This is a genomic window from Massilia timonae CCUG 45783, assembly GCF_000315425.1.
GTDB lineage: Bacteria > Pseudomonadota > Gammaproteobacteria > Burkholderiales > Burkholderiaceae_D > Telluria > Telluria timonae.
Genome location: NZ_JH992923.1, coordinates 890,750 through 912,818 on the forward strand (window position 1 = coordinate 890,750; position 22,069 = coordinate 912,818).

17 protein-coding genes and 1 pseudogene are annotated in these 22,069 nt (G+C 66.7%); 6 read left to right on the forward strand and 12 right to left on the reverse strand.

Translation table 11 applies throughout. The features are described 5' to 3' along the window. From HMPREF9710_RS28240 to HMPREF9710_RS28245, 6 genes and pseudogenes are all read right to left on the reverse strand, one after another. Positions 1-207, reverse strand: a pseudogene (locus HMPREF9710_RS28240) (hypothetical protein); the annotation flags it as partial. Continuing rightward, complete coding sequence (locus HMPREF9710_RS13905; RefSeq protein WP_005667299.1) at positions 204-938, reverse strand: phosphoribosyltransferase; 735 nt, start codon at positions 936-938, stop codon at positions 204-206. The pseudogene HMPREF9710_RS28240 and the gene HMPREF9710_RS13905, both read right to left, overlap by 4 nt. An 89-nt stretch (positions 939-1,027) precedes the next feature. Next, positions 1,028-1,870: an S-formylglutathione hydrolase gene (gene fghA / locus HMPREF9710_RS13910; protein WP_005667301.1), complete on the reverse strand. Its 843-nt coding sequence runs from the start codon at positions 1,868-1,870 to the stop codon at positions 1,028-1,030. A gap of 62 nt (positions 1,871-1,932) precedes the next feature. Further along, complete coding sequence (locus HMPREF9710_RS13915; RefSeq protein ID WP_005667302.1) at positions 1,933-2,523, reverse strand: chromate transporter; 591 nt, start codon at positions 2,521-2,523, stop codon at positions 1,933-1,935. After that, a complete protein-coding gene (locus tag HMPREF9710_RS13920) occupies positions 2,520-3,146 on the reverse strand; it encodes a chromate transporter (protein ID WP_005667304.1) in 627 nt (208 codons plus the stop codon). The genes HMPREF9710_RS13915 and HMPREF9710_RS13920 overlap by 4 nt, the downstream gene beginning before the upstream one ends. Positions 3,147-3,207: 61 nt before the next feature. Further along, complete coding sequence (locus HMPREF9710_RS28245; RefSeq protein ID WP_005667305.1) at positions 3,208-3,378, reverse strand: hypothetical protein; 171 nt, start codon at positions 3,376-3,378, stop codon at positions 3,208-3,210. Between the two features lie 190 nt (positions 3,379-3,568). Here HMPREF9710_RS28245 and HMPREF9710_RS13925 point away from each other — a divergent pair, with 190 nt between their 5' ends. The 3 genes from HMPREF9710_RS13925 to HMPREF9710_RS13935 all read left to right on the forward strand — a co-directional run bounded on the left by HMPREF9710_RS13925 (position 3,569) and on the right by HMPREF9710_RS13935 (position 8,292). Continuing rightward, entirely contained in the window at positions 3,569-3,787 is a 219-nt protein-coding gene (locus HMPREF9710_RS13925) for a hypothetical protein (RefSeq protein ID WP_005667306.1), read from the forward strand. A 377-nt stretch (positions 3,788-4,164) separates the two neighbouring features. Next, on the forward strand, positions 4,165-6,261 hold the full coding sequence (locus HMPREF9710_RS13930) for an ATP-dependent helicase (protein WP_005667307.1): 2,097 nt from the start codon (positions 4,165-4,167) through the stop codon (positions 6,259-6,261). Positions 6,262-6,840: 579 nt separating this feature from the next. Further along, positions 6,841-8,292: a sugar porter family MFS transporter gene (locus HMPREF9710_RS13935; protein WP_005667309.1), complete on the forward strand. Its 1,452-nt coding sequence runs from the start codon at positions 6,841-6,843 to the stop codon at positions 8,290-8,292. A gap of 4 nt (positions 8,293-8,296) precedes the next feature. Here the strand turns inward: HMPREF9710_RS13935 and HMPREF9710_RS13940 are convergent, their stop codons facing one another. Further along, positions 8,297-8,941, reverse strand: a complete 645-nt coding sequence (locus tag HMPREF9710_RS13940; RefSeq protein WP_005667310.1) for a hypothetical protein — start codon at positions 8,939-8,941, stop codon at positions 8,297-8,299. A 122-nt stretch (positions 8,942-9,063) separates the two neighbouring features. Between HMPREF9710_RS13940 and glpD the strand changes: the two genes are divergently transcribed. Next, the gene (gene glpD / locus HMPREF9710_RS13945) at positions 9,064-10,605 is read left to right on the forward strand and encodes a glycerol-3-phosphate dehydrogenase (RefSeq protein ID WP_005667314.1); all 1,542 of its coding nucleotides are present in this window, start codon (positions 9,064-9,066) and stop codon (positions 10,603-10,605) included. 2 nt (positions 10,606-10,607) lie between these two features. Here glpD and HMPREF9710_RS13950 read toward each other — a convergent pair whose 3' ends face one another. The 3 genes from HMPREF9710_RS13950 to HMPREF9710_RS13960 form a co-directional block, all read right to left on the reverse strand. After that, the gene (locus tag HMPREF9710_RS13950; protein ID WP_005667316.1) at positions 10,608-11,450 is read right to left on the reverse strand and encodes a protein-glutamate O-methyltransferase CheR; all 843 of its coding nucleotides are present in this window, start codon (positions 11,448-11,450) and stop codon (positions 10,608-10,610) included. A gap of 7 nt (positions 11,451-11,457) precedes the next feature. After that, positions 11,458-16,371 carry a response regulator gene (locus HMPREF9710_RS13955; protein ID WP_005667317.1) on the reverse strand — a complete coding sequence of 1,638 codons (4,914 nt, stop codon included), beginning with the start codon at positions 16,369-16,371 and terminating at the stop codon, positions 11,458-11,460. Between the two features lie 461 nt (positions 16,372-16,832). Then, positions 16,833-18,167: an IS4 family transposase gene (locus HMPREF9710_RS13960; RefSeq protein ID WP_040775238.1), complete on the reverse strand. Its 1,335-nt coding sequence runs from the start codon at positions 18,165-18,167 to the stop codon at positions 16,833-16,835. A gap of 140 nt (positions 18,168-18,307) precedes the next feature. Between HMPREF9710_RS13960 and HMPREF9710_RS13965 the strand changes: the two genes are divergently transcribed. Further along, positions 18,308-18,946 (forward strand): helix-turn-helix transcriptional regulator, encoded by a 639-nt coding sequence (locus tag HMPREF9710_RS13965; protein ID WP_005667318.1) that lies wholly within the window; start codon positions 18,308-18,310, stop codon positions 18,944-18,946. On the opposite strand, the gene HMPREF9710_RS13970 is transcribed toward HMPREF9710_RS13965, so the two are convergent. Beyond that, positions 18,921-19,193 carry a helix-turn-helix domain-containing protein gene (locus HMPREF9710_RS13970; RefSeq protein WP_005667319.1) on the reverse strand — a complete coding sequence of 91 codons (273 nt, stop codon included), beginning with the start codon at positions 19,191-19,193 and terminating at the stop codon, positions 18,921-18,923. The genes HMPREF9710_RS13965 and HMPREF9710_RS13970 overlap by 26 nt on opposite strands. Positions 19,194-19,379: 186 nt before the next feature. On the opposite strand from HMPREF9710_RS13970, the gene HMPREF9710_RS13975 reads away from it, so the two are divergent. After that, positions 19,380-19,961 carry an acyl-homoserine-lactone synthase gene (locus tag HMPREF9710_RS13975; protein ID WP_005667320.1) on the forward strand — a complete coding sequence of 194 codons (582 nt, stop codon included), beginning with the start codon at positions 19,380-19,382 and terminating at the stop codon, positions 19,959-19,961. 7 nt (positions 19,962-19,968) lie between these two features. Here the strand turns inward: HMPREF9710_RS13975 and HMPREF9710_RS13980 are convergent, their stop codons facing one another. Next, positions 19,969-22,041: a prolyl oligopeptidase family serine peptidase gene (locus HMPREF9710_RS13980; protein ID WP_267871918.1), complete on the reverse strand. Its 2,073-nt coding sequence runs from the start codon at positions 22,039-22,041 to the stop codon at positions 19,969-19,971. Positions 22,042-22,069 lie beyond the last annotated feature (28 nt).

Below are 22,069 nucleotides of genomic sequence, written 5' to 3' on the forward strand. Positions count from 1 at the left end.
CGCCGAGTCGAGGCGGTCGCCGGCGTTGTGCCAGGCGTGTTCGAGGCGGTCGCCGGTGCGGTCGCGCGCGTCGCGCAGTGCGCCGCGGGCGTTGGCGCGGCGCTTGGCGCCGCGGTCCGGGTCGAATGCGTACATCAGCAATGCGCCTGCGACTGCTGCGCCGATCCATTTACCTGCGTTCATCGCTTTTTCGTTCGTATCGTTCATGTCGGCTCCTTTCGGTGGGGTTGGCTGGCGGCGTCGCGCGTCAAGGCCCACGCCTGCGCCAGCAGGGTCTGCACTTCTTCATCGCCGGTCTGCCCGAAGTGGCGATACCACTGCCCGACGGAGCGAAAGCGGGGCGGGGCGACGAGGCATACCACGTCGTCGACCACGCCGCGCAAGGCGTCCAGCGCCTCCTGGGCCGCCGCCGGCGTCGCGACCACCAGCCGCGACGGCCGCTGGCGGCGCGCCGCTTCGACCGCCGCCAGCATCGTCGATCCGGTGGCGATGCCGTCGTCGACCAGGATCACGCAGCGTCCCGCCACCCGGCATGGGGGGCGCTCGCCGCGATAACGCCGTTCGCGCCGCGCCAGTTCGGCCTGTTCCGCCGCGATCACCGCATCGACTTCGGCCCGGGTCACGCCCATCAGGCCCGGCACGCCGGGCTGGAGCACCTGGACACCGCCGCTGGCAATGGCGCCCATGGCGAACTCGGGCTGGTTGGGCAAGCCGAGCTTGCGCACCAGCATCAGGTCGAGTTCGGCCCCCAGCGCCTGCGCGATCGGAAACGCGACCGGCACGCCGCCGCGCGGCAGGGCCAGCACGAGTACGTCTTGAATGCCGGCATGGTGTGCCAACGCCTGTGCCAGCGCAGTTGCCAATTTCGTGCCCGCGTCGGCGCGGTCGATGAATGGTTCGAGCTCTTGCATGATGAAGAAGTTGTTAACTTCCAGCATACACAGGGACGAGCGTGGCCGTCGTTCGTTTGCCGCGCGGAATGATGTCGATGAGAATGGCGGCCCCGGACGGGGCCGCGCGCGGTGGATCAGCCGAGCTGGCGGCTGTGGAAACGCAGATGGTCTTCGACGAAGGTCGAGATGAAGTAATAGCCGTGGTCGTAGCCGGCATGGCGGCGCAGGGTGAGCGGCTGCCCGGCCTTGGCGCAGGCTTGCTCGAAGACCTCGGGCAACAACTGTTCGACCAGGAATTTGTCGCCCAGGCCCTGGTCGATCAGGATGCCGCCAGGGAACGGCGCGCTGGTGTGCGATGCCATCAGGGCGCTGGCGTCATATTGTTGCCAGGCGTTTTCGTCGGCGCCGAGGTAGCCGCCGAAGGCCTTCTTGCCCCACGGGCAACGGCTCGGCGCGGCGATCGGCGCGAAGGCCGACACCGAGCGGAACAGGTTGGGGTGCTTGAGCGCCATGGTCAGCGCGCCATGGCCGCCCATCGAGTGGCCAAAGATGCCCACCCGGCCCGGGTCGGCCTGGAAAGTGGCCAGCACCAGCGCATGCAGTTCCAGCAGATAGCTGTGCATGCGGTAGTGGCGCGCCCACGGCTCCTGGGTGGCGTCGAGGTAGAAGCCGGCGCCGGCGCCGAAGTCCCAGCTGTCGCTTTCTCCCGGCACGTTGGCGCCGCGCGGGCTGGTGTCGGGCGCGACCAGGATGACGCCCAGTTCGCTGGCCAGGCGCTGGGCGCCGGCCTTGATCATGAAGGTTTCTTCGGTGCAGGTCAGGCCGGCCAGGTAGAACAGGACCGGCAGCTTCTTCTCGCCCGCCGCCGGCGGCAGGTAGACCGAGAATTTCATCGGCAGTCCGATGGCGGCCGAGTCGTGCTGGTAGAAGCGCTGCACGCCGCCGAAGCAGGCGTGTTCATTCAGGAGTTGGGGCATCTTGGGGTCGATTGCAGTTGATGGATGCCGCCAGTATGCCGCTTCCCGCCCCGGCTTGCCAACTAGACCACGCCCAGGGCTCCCAGCAGCGCGCCGAGCGCCAGCATCCACAGCAGGTGCAGCCGGGTGCGCCAGATGACGATGGCGGTGGCCGCCGTCAGCAGCCACAGGGGCCAGTTGTCCATGTGTTCGCCGCCCTTGCCGCCGCCGGTGGCCAGCAGCCAGGCGGTCGACAGCAGCATGGCGATCACCAGCGGCGCCATGCCCTGCTTGAAGGCGCGCACGGCGCGCAGCTCGCGGTTGCGCTGGGCCCACTGCGCCACCTGGTAGGTGAACACGGTGGAGGGCAGCATGATGCCGATCATCGAGATCGCGACGCCGTAGAGCGCGGCCGTCACGCTGCCGGAATTGAGGCCCACGTTCCAGCCCAGCAGGGCCACGAACAGGACGTTGGGCCCGGGCGACGATTGGGCCAGGGCCACCGAGTCGGCGAACTGCGTCTGGCTGAGCCAGCCCTGGCGCTCGACCAGGTAGCGCTGCATCTCGGAGGTGGTCGAGATCGCGCCGCCGAGCGACATCATGGACAGCATCAGGAAATGGACGAACAGGTTCAGCCAGTCATGCCAGCCGAACACCAGGCTGGGCGCGCTCATGGCTTGAGCCCGCGCCAGGCCAGCACGCAGCCGAGGCCGCCGAGCAGGCCGATCACGGCCGCCAGCGGCATGCGGATCCAGGCTAGCAGCACGAAGCCGGCGGCGGCGATCGCGATGCAGGCCGCGAGCGGAATCACGTTCCTGGTCAGCGCGACCGACATGCGCAGGCCGGTGGCGGCGATCAGGCCGGCGGCGACGGCGGCCATGCCGCGCAGGGCGCCTTGGACCTGGGGCTGGGCGGCGAACTGCGCGTAGACCAGGGCCAGGCACAGCACCAGGATCAGCGGCACGGTGAGGATGCCGGCCAGGGCGCTCATGGCGCCGGCCAGGCCGAAGTGGCGGCTGCCGATCATCATGGCCAGGTTGCAGACGTTCGGGCCCGGCATGATCTGGGCCACCGACCATTCTTCGATGAATTCCTCGTTGCTCATCCAGCGCTTGCGCTCGACGACTTGCTGCTGGATCACGGCCAGCACCCCGCCGAAGCCCTGCAGGGCGATCAGCGTGAACGACACGAACAGGTCGGTCAGCGAAGTCGGACGGGGACGATCGGGTTCGGCCGGCGGCGCAGTACGTGGGGACTGGGGGGCGGAAGGCGGTATCGGCAAGGGTGAGGCGCTCATCCGGCGATTATCGCCGCAGGGCCCGTGCCGTGTCCACGCACTACCCGCCGTGGGTAGTGGCTCAGCCGCCGCCGATGCCTTCCATCACGCGGCCGGTGCCGCCGCATTGCGGGCATGGCTTGCCATCGGCCAGCGTGCCGCGGCCGGCGCAGGCGTCGCAGATGTCCTCGCCGGCGCCAGGCGTGCCGGGAGCGGCGTCGTCGCCGGGATTCAGGTCGGGTTGGATGCTCATGGAAATCCTCATGGTTGGTGTGTTGCGGCCGATTGTAGGCAGGATGACGGGCGGGCGGCGCAGCGCTGGTCGAGGCCACAGGCATCCAGCCAGGGTTTTCGCGGTTCGATACAGGTTTGACATTGACTTCATTCCAGCATCGTCAATACTCGTGGTGCGTCAGCGACATAACCCACCGGAGACCCGCGCCATGAGCCCATACCGTGCCCAGGATATCGACCAACGCCTCTCCGGATCTTCCGAGCTCAGGCGCAACGTACGCGAGCGTGACATCGTGGCGCGCGGCATCGCCACGCTGGGCGAGTGCGGCACCATGCCGGCGCTCGAGTACCTCAAGGCGCATGGCGTGCGCGCCCAGGTGATCGAACGCGTGCTGCTCGAACCCGAACGGCGCCGGGCGCTCGCCTGACCGGATCCGGCGCATCCGCCAGACCACAAAGTTGCCGCGAGATTTATTTGTGGTGCATACTGCGTGCGTCGGGGGCACAACGTGTAACCCCTTGATTTACAGCGGAAACGAGATTGCCTTCCCAATAGGCAAATTGTTGAAAGCCGCACGGGAGGCCGCGTCCAGCGTGTCAAGCCCCCGCTTTTCCACACACTTATTCACAGACTTTGTGGATATCCAAAAAACGCCTTGATTATCCGTGACTTGGCAGCGATTGCTGAGGTCATGCCTGATGTCATCCTTGACAACGCCTTGACGGCGGCGTCGGACGGCCGCATTTTCTTCTTGCGGCCCGTGACTGGATAAATGTACAGTATGGCATTTCCAGATTCCGTCCCATGTCCGCCGTCGCCGATCCGATCGCCAACCTGTCCGCCACCGACGACCCGTTCGCCAGCCTGAACCCCGAGCAGCGGGCAGCGGTCGAGCACGACGTCGGGCTTGACGCGCCGCGTCCGCTGCTGGTGGTGGCCGGCGCCGGTTCCGGCAAGACCAACACCCTGGCGCACCGGGTGGCGCGCCTGATCCAGTCGGGCGCCGATCCGCAGCGCATCCTGCTGCTGACGTTTTCGCGCCGCGCCGCCACCGAGATGACCCAGCGCGCCGGCGGCGTGCTGCACCGGCTGTTCGGGCTCAAGGGCAGCCAGGCGCCGGTCACGCTGCCCTGGGCCGGCACCTTCCACAGCATCGGCGCGCGCCTGCTGCGCGAGTTCGCCGGACGCATCGGCCTGGATGCCGGGTTCACGATCCACGACCGCGGCGACTCCGAAGACCTGATGGGCATGGTGCGCCACGAGATCGGCCTGAGCCAGCTCGACAAACGCTTTCCGCTGAAAGGCACCTGCCTGTCGATCTATTCGCGCGTGGTCAATGGCCGCGAGCCGCTCGACGCGGTGCTGCAGGCGTTCTTCCCCTGGTGCAGCGAGTGGGAAGCCCAGCTCAAGACCCTGTTCGGCGCCTATGTCGACGCCAAGCAGGAGCAGAACGTGCTCGACTACGACGACCTGCTGCTGTTCTGGGCCGAGATGGCGGCCGACCCGGTGCTGGGGCTTGAGCTCGGCGCGCTGTTCGACCACGTGCTGGTCGACGAATACCAGGACACCAACCGCCTGCAGGCGGCCATCGTCACCGGCATGAAGCCCGACGGCCGCGGCGTGATGGTCGTCGGCGACGATGCGCAATCGATCTATGGCTTTCGCGGCGCCACCGTGCGCAACATCCTCGACTTTCCGGCCCAGTTCTCGCAGCCGGCGCACCTGATCACGCTGGAGCGCAACTACCGCTCCACGCAGCCGATGCTGGACGCGTCGAACGCCGTGATCGGGGCCGCGCTGGAGCGCCACGCCAAGACCCTGTGGACCGACAAGGCCTCAAGCATCAAGCCGCAGCTGGTGTTGATTCCCGACGAAGCCGAGCAGGCGCGCTGGGTCTGCAACCGCATCCTCGAACAGCGCGAAACCGGCGTCGCACTCAAAAGCCAGGCGGTGCTGTTTCGCGCCGCCAGCCACAGCGCCGCGCTCGAACTCGAACTCATGCGTCGCAACATCCCCTTCGTCAAGTTCGGCGGCCTGAAATTCCTGGAAGCGGCCCACATCAAGGACGTGCTGGCCGTGCTGCGCTTCGCCCAGAACCCGAGCGGACGGCTGGCGGGTTTCCGCGCGCTGCAGCTGATTCCCGGCATCGGCCAGGCGACCGCCACCCGGCTGGTCGAGGCCGCAGGCAGCAGCGACGATCCGGCGGCGGCACTGGAAGGCTTCGCGGTGCCGGCGCGCTGCAAGACCGACTGGCAGGCATTCTGCGCGCTGTACCGGCGCCTGCGCACGCCCGGCCTGCGCTGGCCGATGGATCTCGAGCTGGCGCGCGAATGGTACCAGCCGCACCTGGAGCGCCTGCACGACGATGCGCAGGTGCGCGCGGCCGACCTCGACCAGCTGGTGGCGCTGTCCGGCGGCTATGGCAACCGCGAGAGCTTCCTGGCCGAGATCACGCTCGATCCGCCCGAAGCCACCAGCGACCGCGCCGGCGCGCCGCTGCTCGACGAAGACTACGTGATCCTGTCCACCATCCACTCGAGCAAGGGCCAGGAGTGGAACACGGTGCACGTATTGAACGTCGTCGACGGCTGCATGCCGTCCGACATGGCGACCGGCAGCCAGGACGACATCGAGGAAGAACGGCGCCTGCTCTACGTGGCCATGACGCGGGCGCGCGAGAACCTGCACCTGGTGGTGCCGAACCGCTTCTTCATCAAGCAGCAGTCGAGCATGGGCGACCGCCATGTGTATGCGACGCGCACGCGCTTCATTACCCCGGTCATGCTCAAGCATTTCGAGGAATGCGCCTGGCTCAGCGCCGACAAGCGCGAGCTGCGCACGCCCATGCCCGACAGCATCCGCATGATGGTGCGCGACCGCGCCCGGAACGCGTGGAAATGACGACAGATGCGGACAAATTGACGACTTATCCCCGGTGCCCCACTTTTGTAGGAGTTTGCCGTATGTGACATGGACGCGCAGAAGTGGTGCACGTGCAAGTGACTGATTTTACGGGGATATTTTTTTGCCTTTTGAACGGGCATTTTGTTGAAACCCGCATCAATGCTGCGCTTGCGACTTGTCAAGTGGCGCTTTTCCACACAGTTATCCACATTTCTTGTGGATAGACCCAAAGATCGAATGAAATCAGGTACTTGGCGTCGTCCGACCGCAGCGCCAGGTCGCGTCCTGGCCGCCCCGGGGATTGTCTGCGTCGGCGTGGGGCCGACCCGGCCATTGGAGGTGCGCCGCGCCGTCAGGCATGGGCTGTCATTGATGATTTGCAAGAAAATTCGCTAATATGTAAGTTATCGAACATACTTGATCGATAACTGCAGTTAACCTGTATCAAGCAATTCCAACAGAGTGGCCGACTTATCGCCCGGCCACGCGAGCTCCGCCGTCCTCGCGACGGCGAGGGCGGCGGGCTCCGCCCGCATGCCGCCTGCCGCGTCCCCATTTTCCAAAGGATCTCGCCTCATGTCATCAGTCACGGCGCCAGCGCACGCCGCCAATCCCGCCAATCCCGCCAACCCCACCCCTCCCGATACCAGGGAAAGCCGCTTCGTGTTCAAGGTCGCCATCGCCGCGACCATGGGCGCGCTGGCCTTCGGCTATGACACGGGCGTCATTTCGGGCGCCTTGCCGTTCCTCGGCCTGGCGCCCGCGCAGGGCGGTCTCGGCCTGACGCCGGTGACCGAGGGCATCGTCACCTCGTCGCTGGTGTTCGGCGCCGCGCTCGGTTCGCTGATGGCGGGCACGCTGTCGGACAAGTATGGCCGCCGTACGACGCTGATGGGCCTGTCGCTGGTGTTCATGATCGGGGTGCTCGGTTCGGTGCTGGCGCCGTCGGTGGCGGTGCTGGTGGCGATGCGCTTCATCCTCGGCATGGCGGTGGGCGGCGCCTCGTCCACGGTGCCGGTGTTCATTGCCGAGATGGCCGGCCCCAGCCGGCGCGCACGCCTGGTCAGCCAGAACGAGCTGATGATCGTGACCGGCCAGCTGGCGGCCTACGTGCTCAATGCGCTGCTGGCCTACCTGTCCGATTCCCCGCACGTCTGGCGCTACATGCTCGCCATCTCGGCGGTCCCGGCCGTCCTGCTGGGGCTGGGCATGATGCTGGTGCCGAAGTCGCCGCGCTGGCTTGCCGGCCAGGGCCGGATGGACGAGGCGCGCGCAGTGCTGGGACAGATCCGCTCGAGCGACAAGCAGATCGAGACCGAGATGGCGGAGATGACCCGGTTGAATACGATCGAGCGCGAGCAGGCGGGCTGCTCGGCCGTGCTCGGCACGCCGTGGATCCGCAAGCTGCTGTGGATCGGCATCGGCCTGGGCTTCACCGCCCAGTTCACCGGGATTAATGCCTTCATGTATTTCACCCCGATCATCCTGACCTCGACGGGCCTCGGCACCAATGCCGCACTGATCGCCACCATCGGCAACGGCGTGGTATCGGTGATCGCGACCTTGATCGGCATCTGGCTGATCGGCAAGCACGGCCGCCGGCCTATGCTGATGACCGGCCTGGGCGGCGTGATCCTGACCCAGGCCGCGCTCGGCATCGTGCTGACGTGGTTCCCGGACGGCCTGGCGCGCAGCTATGCGGCGCTCGCCTGCATCCTGTGCTTCCTGCTGTGCATGCAAATGCTGATCGCGCCGGTCTACTGGCTGCTGATGTCCGAACTGTTCCCGATGCACGTGCGCGGCGTGCTGACCGGCACCGCCGTGGCCTGCCAATGGGTGTTCAACGCCCTGGTCGCCTTGCTGTTCCCGATCGCGCTGGCGCAGTTCGGCAGCGCCACCTTCTTCGTGTTCGCAGCCATCAATATTGCCTCGCTGGCCTTCGTCGCGACCTGCGTGCCGGAAACGCGCGGCAAGTCGCTGGAAGGGCTGGAGCGCCACCTGGAGAAGACGCTGAGCGCAGGCGCCTGAGACGTCAGTCGGTCGAGCGCACCGCGAGCGCGAGCCGCTCGAGCTCGCGCATGAAACGCTCGCAGGCCACGCCCGGCGCCCAAGGCTCCCACGGCCGGCAATCGTAGTAGGCGGCAAGGGGATCCTCGGCCAGCACCCCGGCGCGGATCTTGAGGGTGCGCCGCACCTCCTCGCGCGACCAGCCGGCCACGTGCACGGCCTCGGTGGCCGCGGCCAGGCGGTCGGCGCGCTTGTGCGCCGCATGGCTGCGCGCGTCCCAGGCCGGCAGGCCATAGCGCAGGAATACCATGTGTTCGAGGCGCCGGGTCAGCGCGCGGAAGGCGTCGCCCAGGAAAGGCTTGATCACCGAGATCGCATCGAAGCCGAGCAGGCCTTCCTCGGCGTCGTGCAGCAGTTCGCGCAACTCTTCCAGCGGCGTGATCGCCGGGGCGGCGGCGCGGCGCAGCAGCATCACCGTGATCGAGTGCTGGGCCACCGACAGCGGCAACGGCCAGGCCGAGTGGCCGCCCCAGCGGTAGGTGCGGGCCAGGCCGAGCGCCAGGTCGGCGTCGTCCCAGTCGAAGGGTGTCGGGTCGAGCAGGTCGAGGCGGCGGCCGGATGGCATGCGGACCCAGGCGCGGGTCCGGTCTGGCGTGGACGGGATGGACATGTGGCGATTTTACACACCGGCCCGTCCATTCTCCGCATAATTGACGCAGGCAAACGCCGGACCGGCGCGCCCGCGTAAAGTGGAACGGATGCGCCGGGTCGGATGGCTTGGAGGAGGGGGCGATGGGAGCGGACACGACGATCGATTGCGACCTGCTGGTGGTCGGCGGCGGCATCAATGGCGCCGGCATTGCGCGCGACGCGGCCGGGCGCGGCCTGTCGGTGGTGCTGTGCGAAAAGGACGACCTGGGCGCGCATACCTCGTCCGCCTCCAGCAAGCTGATCCACGGTGGCCTGCGCTATCTCGAATACCGCGAATTCGGCCTGGTGCGCAAGGCGCTGGCCGAACGCGAGACCCTGCTCAGGAGCGCGCCGCACATCATGCGTCCGCTGCGCTTCGTGATGCCGCACGTGGCAGGCCAGCGCCCGGCCTGGCTGATCCGCGCCGGCCTGTTCCTCTATGACCGGCTGGCGCCGCGCGCCTTCCTGCCGGCGTCCAGCGCGATCGAGCTGGCCGGCCACCCCGCCGGCGCGCCGCTCAAGCCCGAGTTCACGCGCGCCTTCGCCTATTCCGACGGCTGGGTCGACGACGCCCGGCTGGTGGTGCTCAACGCCCTCGATGCCCACGAGCGCGGCGCGCGGGTGCTCACCCATGCCGCCTGCGCAGACGTGGTCCGGCGCGCCGCGCACTGGGAGGCCCGCATCGATGGGGGCGGCGCGCCCCTGACCGTGCGCGCGCGCGGCCTGGTCAACGCCGCCGGCCCGTGGGCGGCCCATTTCGCGCGCGGCGCCAACCGGGCGGCGCCGCACCGCGCGCTGCGCCTGGTCAAGGGCAGCCACATCGTCGTGCCGCGCCTGTTCGATCATGGCTGCGCCTACCTGTTCCAGCATGCGGATGGCCGGGTCGTGTTCGCCATTCCGTATGAAGAAGTTTTCACCCTGGTCGGCACCACCGACGTCGATTTCGCGGGCGACCCCGGCGCCGCCGCGATCGGCGAGGGCGAGACGCGCTACCTGTGCGCGCTGGTCAACCGTTACTTCAAGCGCCAGCTGGCCCCGAGCGACGTGGTGTGGAGTTATTCGGGCGTGCGCCCGCTGCTGGACGACGAGGCCGGCAAGGCGGCGGCGATCACGCGCGACTACTTCCTCGAACGCGACGCCAGCGGTCCGCCGCTGCTGTCGGTCTTCGGCGGCAAGATCACCACCTACCGCAAGCTGGCCGAGGAAGCCGTCGACTGGATCGCGCCGCTGCTGGGCGCGACGCCGACGGGAGCATGGACGGCGCGCGCCGTGCTGCCGGGCGGCGACCTGTTCGGGCCGCAGCCCGACAACCGCGGCGTGCTGGAATTCGACCGCTGGGTGGCGGCGCTGCAGCGGCGTGTCGCCTGGCTGCCCAAGCCGCTGGCGCTGCGCTATGCGCGCGCCTACGGCACACGGGTGGATGTCTTGCTGGATGGGTGCGGGGCGCTGGCCGATCTCGGCCTCGAGGTGGCCCCCGGCCTGTACGAGGCCGAGCTGCGCTACCTGATGGCGCACGAATGGGCCGCGTGCGCCCAGGACGTCCTGTGGCGCAGGGCCAAGCTGGGACTGCACCTGCGGCCGGGCGTGGCGGGCCGGATCGATGCCTGGATGGCCGCGCAGCGGCCAGCCGTCGTTATCGCGTAAGGTCAGCGCACCCGCTTGTACCAGGCCCCTTCCTCGAACAAGGGCTGGTAGTCGGCCGCGCCCGCTTCGCTCGCCGCCAGTTCGCGGTCGATCCCGAGCACCCCGAACAGGGCCAGGCTGTCGCGGAACAGGCGCAGCACCCGCTGGCGCAGCACCGGGCCGAAGTCGGGCAGGGCGCGGCAGCAGACGATCGCGTGGAACTCGTTGAACGAGCCGTCGGTCACCAGGCAGTATTGCAGCCAGGTGATGCGCTCGCGCAGCCGCGGCAGCAGGCGCGCGCGGCCGTCGCTGACCTCGAAGTAGTCCGCCAGCCGCCCCGTGCCGCCGCTGGCTTCGTAGCCGCGCTGGGCGTCCGCCAGTTGCGAGGCCGGCAGCGTGGCTTCGCGCGCCTCGAACAGCAGTTCGTCGCTGGCCAGGGTCGCGAACACTTCGGTGCGTCCGTACAGCTTTTCCTCGGCCAGCAGCACGGCCAGGGTCCAGGCCTCGCCCACGCCGCCCACCTCGGGCAGCCAGACCTTGGGCAGTGCCGTCGGCCGCAGGCTGTCGGCCAGCGCGCCGCGCTGGCGCCGCGCCCAGTCAGGGCGGTCGAACAGGGCGGCAGGCGGCACCGCCAGCGCGCGCACCACGCCCAGCGCCGCGCCGGGCGCGTGCAGCACCTGTTCCTGCAGCCGCGTGAGATTCGGCAAGGCGTGCAGGCGCGCCAGCTCCTGCAGCCGGCGGCGCAGGATGGCGCGCTCGTGGCTGCGGTAGTCGAGGCCGAAACGCTGGTACAGCGCTTCGAGCAGCAGATCGATCTCGAGCTCCGCCAGGCCGGTGTCGACCGGCACACCAGTCAGGGCATTCACCGCGGCCTCAGTGCAGCCAAACCCGCATCATCGACAGCAGCTGCGCCACGTCGACCGGCTTGGTGATGTAGTCCGAGGCGCCGGCCGCGATGCACTTGTCGCGGTCGCCCTTCATCGCCTTCGCGGTCAGGGTGATGATCGGCAGCGAGCGGAATTTCGGAATGCGGCGGATGGCCCGCATCGTGTCGTAGCCGTCCATCTCGGGCATCATGATGTCCATCAGGACGATCTCGATGCCCGGGTCCTTCTCGAGCACTTCGATGCCGTCGCGGCCGTTCTCGGCGAACAGTACCTGCATCTGCTGGCGCTCCAGCAGCGTCGACAGGGCGAAGATATTGCGCAGGTCGTCGTCGACGATCAGCACCTTGCGTCCGGCCAGGCCCGAGTCGAGGGCGTGGATCTCTTCCAGCATGCGCCGCTGGGTTTCGGGCAGGCTGGCCTGGGAACGGTGCAGGAACAGCGCCGTCTCGTCCAGCAGGCGCTCGGGCGAGCGCGCATCCTTGATCACGATGGTCTTGGCAAAGCGCTTGAGCTTCGTGACCTCCTTGCGGGTGAGCTCCTGGGCGGTGTAGATCACGATCGGCAGGTCGCGCAGGCGTTCGTAGCGGGCGATCTGCTCGAGCAGGTCGAAGCCCGAGATGTCGGGCAGGGTCAGGTCCAGCACCATGCAGTCGAAGTGCGAGGACTGCAGGGCCTCGAGCGCGGCGGCGCCATGGTCGACCGTCACCATATGGATGTCGTTGTTGCCGATCAGGGAAACGATCGCATCGCGCTGGGCCGGATCGTCCTCGACCACCAGCAGGCTGCGCTTGCCGCCCATCAGGAATTTCTGGATGCGCTTGAATTCCTCGTTCAGCGCCTCGCGCTCGACCGGCTTGTTGATGTACGAGATGGCGCCCTGGCGCAGCGCGCGTTCGCGCTCGCGCAGCGACGACATGACGTGCACCGGGATGTGGCGCGTGCTCGGGTCGCGTTTCAGGCGGTCGAGCACCGTGAAGCCGTCGATGTCCGGCAGGTCCAGGTCGAGCAGGATCGCCGACGGCAGGTAGTCGCGCGCCAGCGACAAGGTCGAATCGCCGCGGTGGGTCACGATCGCCTTGAAGTTTTTCTCGCGGGCGAATTCGAGCACCACCTTGGCGAAGCGCTCGTCGTCCTCGACGATCAGCACCGACGGGTCGCCCGGCGTCACCAGGCCGCGGTCGTCCAGCACGCTCGCGTACTCGACCACGGCGCCGCTCGGGTCGAGCAGGTCCGCCGTCAGCTCGAGGGTCGAGACTTCGCTGTTTTCCTGCAGCACCGGCACCAGCGGGGCCGGGACGCTCAACGGCGGCGCCAGGCGCGCCGGCTGCGGTTGGCGCGCCTGTTCATAGTTGATGAAGCCGGCGCGGTTGTACGGCAGGTAGAGCGTGAACACCGACCCGACGTTGACCGTCGACTCGACCCGGATTTCGCCGCCCAGCAGGCGCGCCAGTTCGCGCGAAATCGACAGGCCGAGACCCGTGCCGCCATACTTGCGGGCGGTCGAGCCGTCGGCCTGCTGGAAGGCTTCGAAGATCAGCTGCAGCTTGTCGGCGGGGATGCCCACGCCGGTGTCGTACACCGAAAACGCCAGCACCGCGTCGGCATGCTCGAGGTTCGGGTGATCCGCCGTCCAGCCGCTGGTCACCAGGCTGATTCCCAGCGAGACCTGGCCATGGCTGGTGAACTTGAAGGCGTTCGACAACAGGTTCTTCAGCACCTGCTGCAGGCGCGTGGTGTCGGTCATCACGGCCGTCGGCAGGTTCTCGGCCAGCTCGACCTGGAAGCCCAGGTGCTTGGCCTCGGCCATGTGGCGGAAGGTGCGGTCGACGTAGTTGCGCAGGTTCGAGAAGCGGTATTCCGACACGTCCAGCGTGACGGTGCCCGATTCGATCTTGGACAGGTCGAGAATGTCGTTAATCAGGGTCAGCAAGTCCGAACCCGACCCGTAGATCGTCTTCGCGAACTCCACCTGCTTGCCCGACAGATTGCCTTCCGGGTTGTCGGACAGCTGCTGGGCCAGGATCAGCAGCGAATTCAGTGGCGTCCTCAATTCGTGCGACATATTGGCCAAAAATTCCGACTTGTACTTCGAGGACAGCGCCAGCTGGGTCGCTTTTTCTTCCAGCGCCAGCTTGGCCTGCTCCACCTCGCGGTTCTTGCGCTCCACCTCGATGTTCTGCTCGGACAGCAGGCGCGCCTTCTCGCCCAGCTCCTGGTTCGTCTGCTGCAGTTCCTGCGCCAGCGACTGCGACTGGGTCAGCAGCGACTCGGTGCGGCTGTTGGCCTCGATCGTGTTCAGGACCACGCCGATCGATTCCATCAGCTGGTCGAGGAAGGACAGGTGGGTTTCGGTGAAGCGGTCGAGCGAGGCGATCTCGATGACGGCCTTGACCTGCTGCTCGAACAGGATCGGCAGCACCACGATATTGTTCGGCGGCGCCGAGCCCAGGCCCGAGGACACCACGATGTAGTCGCGCGGGACGTCGGTCAGCCAGATGCGGGTCTTCTCCAGCGCGCACTGGCCCACCAGGCCTTCGCCCGGCAGGAAGGAAGTCGGCAGCTTGCGGCTCGAGCGGTAGCCGTAGCTGGCGATCATGCGCAACCTGGCGTCGGTCTCTTGCGAGTCCATCATGTAGAACACGCCGTGGTGGGCCGAGACCAGCGGCGCCAGCTCCGACAGGATCAGCTTGGTCACCGCCTGCAGGTCGCGCTGGCCCTGCAGCAGTCGAGTGAAGCGCGCCAGGTTGGTCTTGAGCCAATCCTGCTGCGCGTTCTTTTGCGTGGTCTCCTTCAGGTTGCGGATCATCTCGTTGATGTTGTCCTTCAGGTAGGACACTTCGCCGCGCGCTTCCACCTGAATGGAGCGCGACAGGTCGCCGCGCGTCACCGCCGTCGCCACTTCGCCGATCGCGCGCATCTGGTTGGTGAGGTTCGCCGCCAGCTGGTTGACGTTTTCCGTCAAGTCCTTCCAGGTGCCGGCCACGCCCGACACGTTCGCCTGGCCGCCGAGTTTACCCTCGGTGCCGACCTCGCGCGCCACCCGGGTCACCTCCGAGGCGAACGAGGACAGCTGGTCCACCATGACGTTGATGGTGTCCTTCAGCTCGAGAATCTCGCCCTTCACGTCCACGGTGATCTTCTTGGACAGGTCGCCGCGCGCCACGGCGGTGGTCACCGCCGCGATATTGCGCACCTGGCCGGTCAGGTTGGAGGCCATGAAGTTGACGTTGTCGGTCAAGTCCTTCCAGGTGCCGCCGACGCCCGGCACGTAGGCCTGGCCGCCGAGTTTACCTTCGGTGCCGACCTCGCGCGCCACCCGCGTGACTTCCGACGCGAACGACGACAGCTGGTCGACCATCACGTTAATCGTGTTCTTCAGTTCCTGGATCTCGCCCTTGACGTCCACCGTGATCTTCTTGGACAGGTCGCCGTTCGCCACGGCGGTGGTCACTTCCGCGATATTACGCACCTGGGCGGTCAGGTTGCCCGCCATCGAGTTCACGCCGTCGGTCAAGTCCTTCCAGGTGCCGGCCACGCCCGGCACGTTGGCCTGGCCGCCGAGCTTACCTTCGGTACCGACCTCGCGCGCCACCCGCGTCACCTCGGACGCGAAGGAGTTCAGCTGGTCGACCATCACGTTGATGGTGTTCTTCAGCTCCAGAATTTCGCCTTTGACGTCCACCGTGATCTTCTTGGACAGGTCGCCGTTCGCCACCGCGGTGGTCACGTCGGCGATGTTACGCACCTGGCCGGTCAGGTTGCCCGCCATCGAGTTGACCGAGTCGGTCAAGTCCTTCCAGGTGCCGGCCACGCCTTTCACCACCGCCTGGCCGCCGAGTTTCCCCTCAGTGCCGACCTCGCGCGCCACCCGCGTCACCTCGGAGGCGAACGAGGACAGTTGGTCGACCATCACGTTGATGGTGTTCTTCAGCTCGAGAATCTCACCCTTCACGTCCACGGTAATTTTCTTGGATAGGTCGCCGTTCGCCACCGCGGTGGTCACCGCCGCGATATTGCGCACCTGGCCCGTCAGGTTCGAGGCCATGAAGTTGACGTTGTCGGTCAAGTCCTTCCAGGTGCCGGCCACGCCCGGCACATAGGCCTGGCCGCCGAGTTTACCCTCGGTGCCGACCTCGCGCGCCACCCGCGTCACTTCGGAGGCGAAGGAACGCAGCTGGTCCACCATCACGTTGATGGTGTCCTTCAGTTGCAGGATCTCGCCGCGCACGTCGACCGTGATCTTCTTGGACAGGTCGCCGTTGGCCACCGCGGTGGTCACTTCCGCGATATTACGCACCTGCGAGGTCAGGTTGCCGGCCATCGAGTTGACCGAGTCGGTCAAGTCCTTCCAGGTGCCGGCCACGCCCTTGACTTGCGCCTGGCCGCCCAGCTTGCCCTCGGTGCCGACCTCGCGCGCCACGCGCGTGACTTCGGACGAGAACGAGGACAGCTGCTCGACCATGGTGTTGGCCGTCATCGCCGCGCGCAGGTACTGGCCCTTGAGTGGATGGCCGTCGACTTCGAGGGCCATGGTCTGGGACAGGTCGCCTTTCGCCACCGCGCCGATCACGCGCGCCATCTCGGTGGTGGGGCGCACCAGGTCGTCGATCAGGGTGTTGACCGAGCTGATCATGGTGCTCCAGCCGCCCACCACGCCCGGCAGGTCGGCGCGCTGGGTCAGGTGGCCTTCGCGGCCGACCACCCGCGAGACTTCCGTGACGGTCTCGACCATCTTTTGCTTGGTCTCGATGATGTCGTTCAGGGTATCGGCGATCTTGCCGGACACGCCGGTCCAGTCGTCAGGCATGCGCACCGAGAAATCGCCTTTTTTCAGGGCCATCAATGTGGTGAGCAGCAGCTTGACGTCCAACTGTTCGCCCATATCGGTCATGGTGTTCATCGCCTGGATCCTCGTCCTGAAAGGAAGTCTGTCGGTTAGCCGGTTGAGCCGGCAAGAGTGTCGTTTTTACACACGCACGAGATACGATTCTATAGATCTAAGTCAAACCGCGAAACGGTATCTCGGCTAGTAAATACTTGCTAATCTGAAATTTGTTACAGGTAATTCGGCGGAGGGTAGCCGATTCCCCTCTAGCAGGGCGCACGATTGCAACTTTGTTGTGGTTAATGCACGACAACATGCATGTGAGATAGAAGTAAATATCTTGATTGTTAATTTCTGTGAATTTGTGAGCGGGGTGAACCATCTAGCATAGGGGTGTTACATCAAACTTTGCCCCATGATTGACACTGCCTTATTACTCGAGCTGATGCAGGCCAAGGATGCTTCCAAATGGAGCGCGTCCTTGTTCACCATTGCGCGGGGGCTGGGTTTCGACCCACCTCGTTATACACAACTCGTCAGTCTCCAAGTTCGCGTAGTGCTTGAAGGGTGAGAGCTGAGGCGCGCACGTCGCGCAGCCCTTCCCAGAGGGTCTTGGCACCAGGTTCGCCATCACCTTTTCGGCCCAAGAAGCCGCCCGCGCGGGCGATCAAGCGTATTACTTCGTTTAACGCCGGGTTGGGCTGGGGGCGTAATTTGTTGAGCAAGTAGGCGCCGCGTATCTCATCGGGATCAAAGAACAAGTGGGCATCCAGGTTCGGGCAGGTACGGCCCATGCGTACCAGATAGGCAATGCGCCAGGCTACGACCAAGTACAGCGCCAGTGCGCGCTCGATGCGCTCGATCGTGCCCAGCTGAAGTTCCTCGACCTTGCAGCCGTTCTTGAGCACATTGAACAGCATTTCAATTTCCCAGCGGGCGCGATACCAGTCGATCAATTCGGCCACCTCGGCCGCGCTGGTGGCGACCCGGTTCGTCAGCAGGCGCCATTCGATCGGCTTGACGCCGGCCGGAGCGCCGTGTTCACGCGCCACGATGCATGTGGCGGTCACCACCTTGCCCTTGCCCGCGTTCAGTTCGACCCGGCGTGCCCACAGCTGCTGGCGCACGATGCGCGCCTTGGCGCCCGGCCGCGCGGCCAGCGCGAACTCGATTTCCCCCAGCGGCGCGCCTTCCGTGGCATGCGGCCACAGCTTCTCGCTGTTGGGCAAGCAGCGGTTGTGCGCGGCGCGCACCAGCCAGTCCACCGGGCAGTCGAGCTGCTGCGCCCGCGCCATCAAGGGCAGCATGTCCGCCTCGCGGTCGGCCACATACACCAAGCGCGTGGCGGGCAGGCGCGGTGCCAGTTCCGCCAGTCTTTCGTAGCCTTCGATCCAGCGCAGGCTTTCCTTGGGGCCGCCGCGCTGGCCGTTGGTGTCGCGCAGCGCGCGCGCCCACATCCACACGTCCAGGATCCCCAGCGGCTCGCGCGCCGTCGTCACCGCGTAGGTGGGGTGGACGTACATGCCGCGCTGCGCTTCATAGCTGAGCGGTCCGAGGCCGCGCGCCTGCTGTCCGTTAAAGTCCAGTTCGGTCGTGTCCTGCAGACACAGCACCACCGACTGCTCGGCCATTCGCCGTTCCGTTTGCTGCCAGTGCGGCTCCAGGATTGCCCGCCAGTCGACGCCGTCATTGTCGAAGAAGCGATACGCGGCCATCGTCTCACCCCAGCCGTTACAGGCCTTTGGCACGCTCGCCGTCGGTGCCCCCGCCATTGTTTCCATCAGTGTCCTCGCTCGCCGGTTCAGGCGCGCGTCGCCCAGGTCGAGTTGCTCAAACTCCGAATCGGTCCATCCCTTCGATTTGCTCGCCAATTGCGCCACGCAAAAGACGAGAGTAAACGCGATTTTGCAAAGGTTTACAAGGGCGCTGGCAAGTCATTGAAAGTAAACGGGATTTTCAGCCGGCGTGGTGAGGCTGGCGGACTTGTGTATAACGAGGTGGTTTCGACCAGGTGCTGTTTGGCGTCGTCAATTCGCGCCATACCCGTTTCGAGTCGGCTTTCTTGCGCAGTAATTATTCCGCAGACTGGCGCGATCGCTACGACCGCAACGGCTTCGCCCATGTCGATCCGACCGTCGCCCATTGCCTGTCGAGCACGATCCCGATCGTGTGGGAGCCGGGCACGTTCGCCTCCGGCCCACAACAGGCCGGGCTCTACGAAGAGGCCAGCGCCCACGGCATCCGCAGCGGCGCGACCTTGCCGGTGCACGGGCCGCAGGGCGAGTTCGGGGTGATCAGTTTCGCGTCCGACGCGCGGCCCGACGCCGACGCCCGGCGCGCCATGACCGAGGCGCTGCCGATGCTGTCGCTGGTGCGCGACTACGCTTTCATTTCTTCCGGGCGCTTCCGCGAGGAAGAGACGCGACCGGAAGAGGCGCCGCGCCTGACGCGGCGCGAGCTGGAAGTGTTGCAGTGGGTGATGGCGGGCAAGTCGTCGTGGGAGGTCGCACGCATCACGGGCTGTTCCGAAGCCACCGTTAATTTTCACCTGGCGAATGTGCGTCAAAAATTTGACGTCAACACTCGCCAGCAGGCGGTGGTCAAGGCCATCGCCCTGGGGCTCATCACCCCTGAAGATCACCATCGCTGAGTTTGCCGTTCATGTACATGCGCAGAAGAATCGATACAGGCGCCGGGATCGCGAGACCGGTTTCAAAGCGGCTGCCGCTGGACTGGGTGACGCCGAAGCGGCCCCAGAATTTTTCCTGGCTTTCGCGCTTCGTGATGCGCAGCCGACGCAGTTCGTGCGGCGCCAGGCGTGCCGTGCCGGCGGCCTGGACCAGCTGGTTGGCCTGCAGTTCGGCTGCCAGTGCGTCGCACATCAGATCGTTTGCCATGGTCGTTCCTTTCGGGGTAGTGAATCGAATAATTCGGAAACTGCGTCGTTTCCAAAAGTATTGCACTGCCGATATTGCTCGCCACCTATCAATGCTGATAGTACCCAGCCTACCCGATTTGCATAACGCTTTAATGCGTAGTGCATATTTCTTGAACCGATTTTCTCAACGAGGAGGGGGTTGGCAATGAGCATGCAAATCACGATCGCGCCACGCCGCGCATTCGCATCGAAAGAGTTGTGGGAAATGCATACGCTGCGCGCGAAGGTATTCCGCGGGCGGCTGGGATGGGAAGTGCCGGTGCTGTCCGGCATGGAGATCGATGGTTACGACGCGCTCGAACCGCGTTACATGCTGATGCGCGACGGCGAGACGCTGCGCGGCTGCTGGCGCCTGCTGCCGACCGAAGGGCCGTACATGCTCAAGGATTCCTTCCCCCAGCTGCTCGACGGCCAGGAGCCGCCCAGCGACCCGCACATCTGGGAGCTGTCGCGCTTCGCGATCGAGACCGAGGGCGCCGGCGGCTACGGCTTCTCGGAGATGACGATGGAGTCGATCGAGGCCATCATCCGCCACGCTCACGAGCGCGGCCTGTCGCGCTACGTCACCGTCACCACCACCGCGATCGAGCGCATGCTGCGCCGGGCCGGCGTGGTCACCACCCGCATCGGGTCGCCGCAGGCGGTCGGGATCGAGACCGCGGTCGCGCTCTACGTGGAGATCGAGCCGACCTGGGAAGCGCTGTTCGCCAGGCGGCTGGCCTCCTGAGCGGATTTCAGGCCGCGTGCTCGCCCAGCTGTCGCAGCAGGAAGGTGTAGGTCAGCGCCACCATGCGCGCGGTCTGGGCGTTGTCGGCGGCGCCGGCATGGCCGCCTTCGGTGTTTTCCCAGTACAGCACGTCGTGTCCCTGGTCCAGCATGCGCGCCGCGATCTTGCGCGCATGCGCCGGATGGACGCGGTCGTCGCGGGTCGAGGTGGTGAACAGCACGCGCGGGTAGCGCTGGCCGGGCCGCACGTTGTGGTACGGCGAGTAGCGGGCCAGGTAGGCCCAGTCCTCGGCATCGTCCGGGTCGCCGTACTCGCCCATCCACGAGGCGCCGGCCAGCAGCAGGTGGTAGCGCCGCATGTCCAGCAGCGGCACCTGGCACACCACGGCGCCGAACAGGTCGGGACGCTGGGTCAGCGCCGCGCCGACCAGCAGGCCGCCGTTGCTGCCGCCCATGATGCCCAGTTGTCGCGGCGTGGCGACGCCGCGCGCCACCAGGTCTTGGCCGACGGCGATGAAGTCGTCGAAAGCGCGCTGGCGATGCTGGCGCAGGGCCGCCTGGTGCCAGCGCGGGCCGAACTCGCCGCCGCCGCGGATATTGGCCAGCACATAGGTGCCACCCTGTTCGAGCCAGGCGGCGCCGGTCATGCCGCTGTAGAAGGGCTTGAGCGAGACCTCGAAGCCGCCGTAGCCGTACAGGAGGGTCGGACCGGAGGCGCCGGCGGCGCTGCCGCTGGGGGCGACGACGAAGTAGGGCACGAGGGTGCCGTCGCTGGAGGTCGCCGTGTGCTGGCTCACCTCGTACGGCCCGGCGTCGAAGAAGGCGGGCATCGCCTTGAGCGGCTCGCGCGCGTCGCTGCCGCTGCGCATCAGGTACAAGGTGGTCGGATGCAGGAAATCGGTCACGGTCAGGAAGTAGTCGTCCGAGTGGTCCGAGTCCAGGGCCGACACGCCCAGCGAACCGATGCCGGGCACGGCGACCTCGCGCCGGATCCAGCGCCCGTCTTCGCGCCGCAATTCGACGATGCGGTTCTTGACGTTGTCGAGCACCGTCAGCAGCAGGCTGCTGCGGGTGGCCGCCACGCCGTCCAGCGAGGTCATTGGTGTCGGCGTGAACAGCACCTCGAAGGCGCGGCTGCCCGCCACGAAGGCGTCGAAGCCGGTCGCCAGCAGGGCGCCCTGGGGGTAGGTCACGCCGTCGATGGTCCAGTCCGAGCGCAGCTCGATCACGAGCTGGTCGCGCAGGGCGAAGGCGCTGGCGTCGAGCGGCTTGTCGATCCTGAGCAGCCGGTCGCCGCGCCGCCAGAACAGTTCGCTCGTATAGAAATCGATCTGGCGCAGCACGAAGGCGCGTTCCCAGCCGGGGCTGTTGTCCTGGTAGCCGGACGCCGCCATGTCGCCAGGGGCCGCCTCGTACACGGTGGTGGCCGCCGCCAGCGGCGTGCCGCGCTTCCATTCCTTGACGATGCGCGGATAGCCCGATTCGCTCAGGCTGCCGGGGCCGAAGTCGGTGCCGACGAACAGGGTGTCGCGGTCGATCCAGGACACGTCGCTCTTCGCCTCGGGCAGGGTGAAGCCGTCGGCCACGAAGCCGGGCAGCGTCAGGTCGAACTCGCGCACCACCCTGGCGTCGCCGCCGCCGCGCGACAGCAGGACCAGGCAGCGCGCGGCGTCGGGCTCGAGCCAGGACACGCCGGCCCAGACCCAGTTCTCGTCCTCAGTGAGCGCCAGCGCATCGAGGTCGAGCACCGTTTCCCAGTCGGGGGCATTCTTGCGGTACTCGTCGAGCGTGGTGCGGCGCCAGACGCCGCGCACGTGGTCCGCGTCGCGCCAGAAATTGTAGCACCAGCCGCCATGCACGCCGACGTAGGGAATCTTGTCGCTCGAATCGAGGATGCCTTTCAAGCGTTGGCAGAGCGGCGCGAAGCGCGGATCGGCCTGGAGCTCGGCTTCGGTGGCCGCGTTGCGCGCGTCGACCCAGGCGCGCGCTTCGTCGGTGTCGATCTGTTCCAGCCACAGCCAGGGATCGTCGTGGTGTTGCATGCTGTCCTCATCAGTATCACGCCGGCGCGGCGCGCCGATATACTAGCAATTTTACGTGGCGGGCACC

Excerpts from the sequence above, each read along its gene's own strand:
- HMPREF9710_RS13905 (WP_005667299.1), bottom strand. The coding sequence starts at position 938 with ATGCTGGAAGTTAACAACTTCTTCATCATGCAAGAGCTCGAACCATTC.
- fghA (WP_005667301.1), bottom strand. The coding sequence starts at position 1,870 with ATGCCCCAACTCCTGAATGAACACGCCTGCTTCGGCGGCGTGCAGCGC.
- HMPREF9710_RS13915 (WP_005667302.1), bottom strand. The coding sequence starts at position 2,523 with ATGAGCGCGCCCAGCCTGGTGTTCGGCTGGCATGACTGGCTGAACCTG.
- HMPREF9710_RS13920 (WP_005667304.1), bottom strand. The coding sequence starts at position 3,146 with ATGAGCGCCTCACCCTTGCCGATACCGCCTTCCGCCCCCCAGTCCCCA.
- HMPREF9710_RS28245 (WP_005667305.1), bottom strand. The coding sequence starts at position 3,378 with ATGAGCATCCAACCCGACCTGAATCCCGGCGACGACGCCGCTCCCGGC.
- HMPREF9710_RS13925 (WP_005667306.1), top strand. The coding sequence starts at position 3,569 with ATGAGCCCATACCGTGCCCAGGATATCGACCAACGCCTCTCCGGATCT.
- HMPREF9710_RS13930 (WP_005667307.1), top strand. The coding sequence starts at position 4,165 with ATGTCCGCCGTCGCCGATCCGATCGCCAACCTGTCCGCCACCGACGAC.
- HMPREF9710_RS13935 (WP_005667309.1), top strand. The coding sequence starts at position 6,841 with ATGTCATCAGTCACGGCGCCAGCGCACGCCGCCAATCCCGCCAATCCC.
- HMPREF9710_RS13940 (WP_005667310.1), bottom strand. The coding sequence starts at position 8,941 with ATGTCCATCCCGTCCACGCCAGACCGGACCCGCGCCTGGGTCCGCATG.
- glpD (WP_005667314.1), top strand. The coding sequence starts at position 9,064 with ATGGGAGCGGACACGACGATCGATTGCGACCTGCTGGTGGTCGGCGGC.
- HMPREF9710_RS13955 (WP_005667317.1), bottom strand. The coding sequence starts at position 16,371 with ATGAACACCATGACCGATATGGGCGAACAGTTGGACGTCAAGCTGCTG.
- HMPREF9710_RS13970 (WP_005667319.1), bottom strand. The coding sequence starts at position 19,193 with ATGGCAAACGATCTGATGTGCGACGCACTGGCAGCCGAACTGCAGGCC.
- HMPREF9710_RS13975 (WP_005667320.1), top strand. The coding sequence starts at position 19,380 with ATGAGCATGCAAATCACGATCGCGCCACGCCGCGCATTCGCATCGAAA.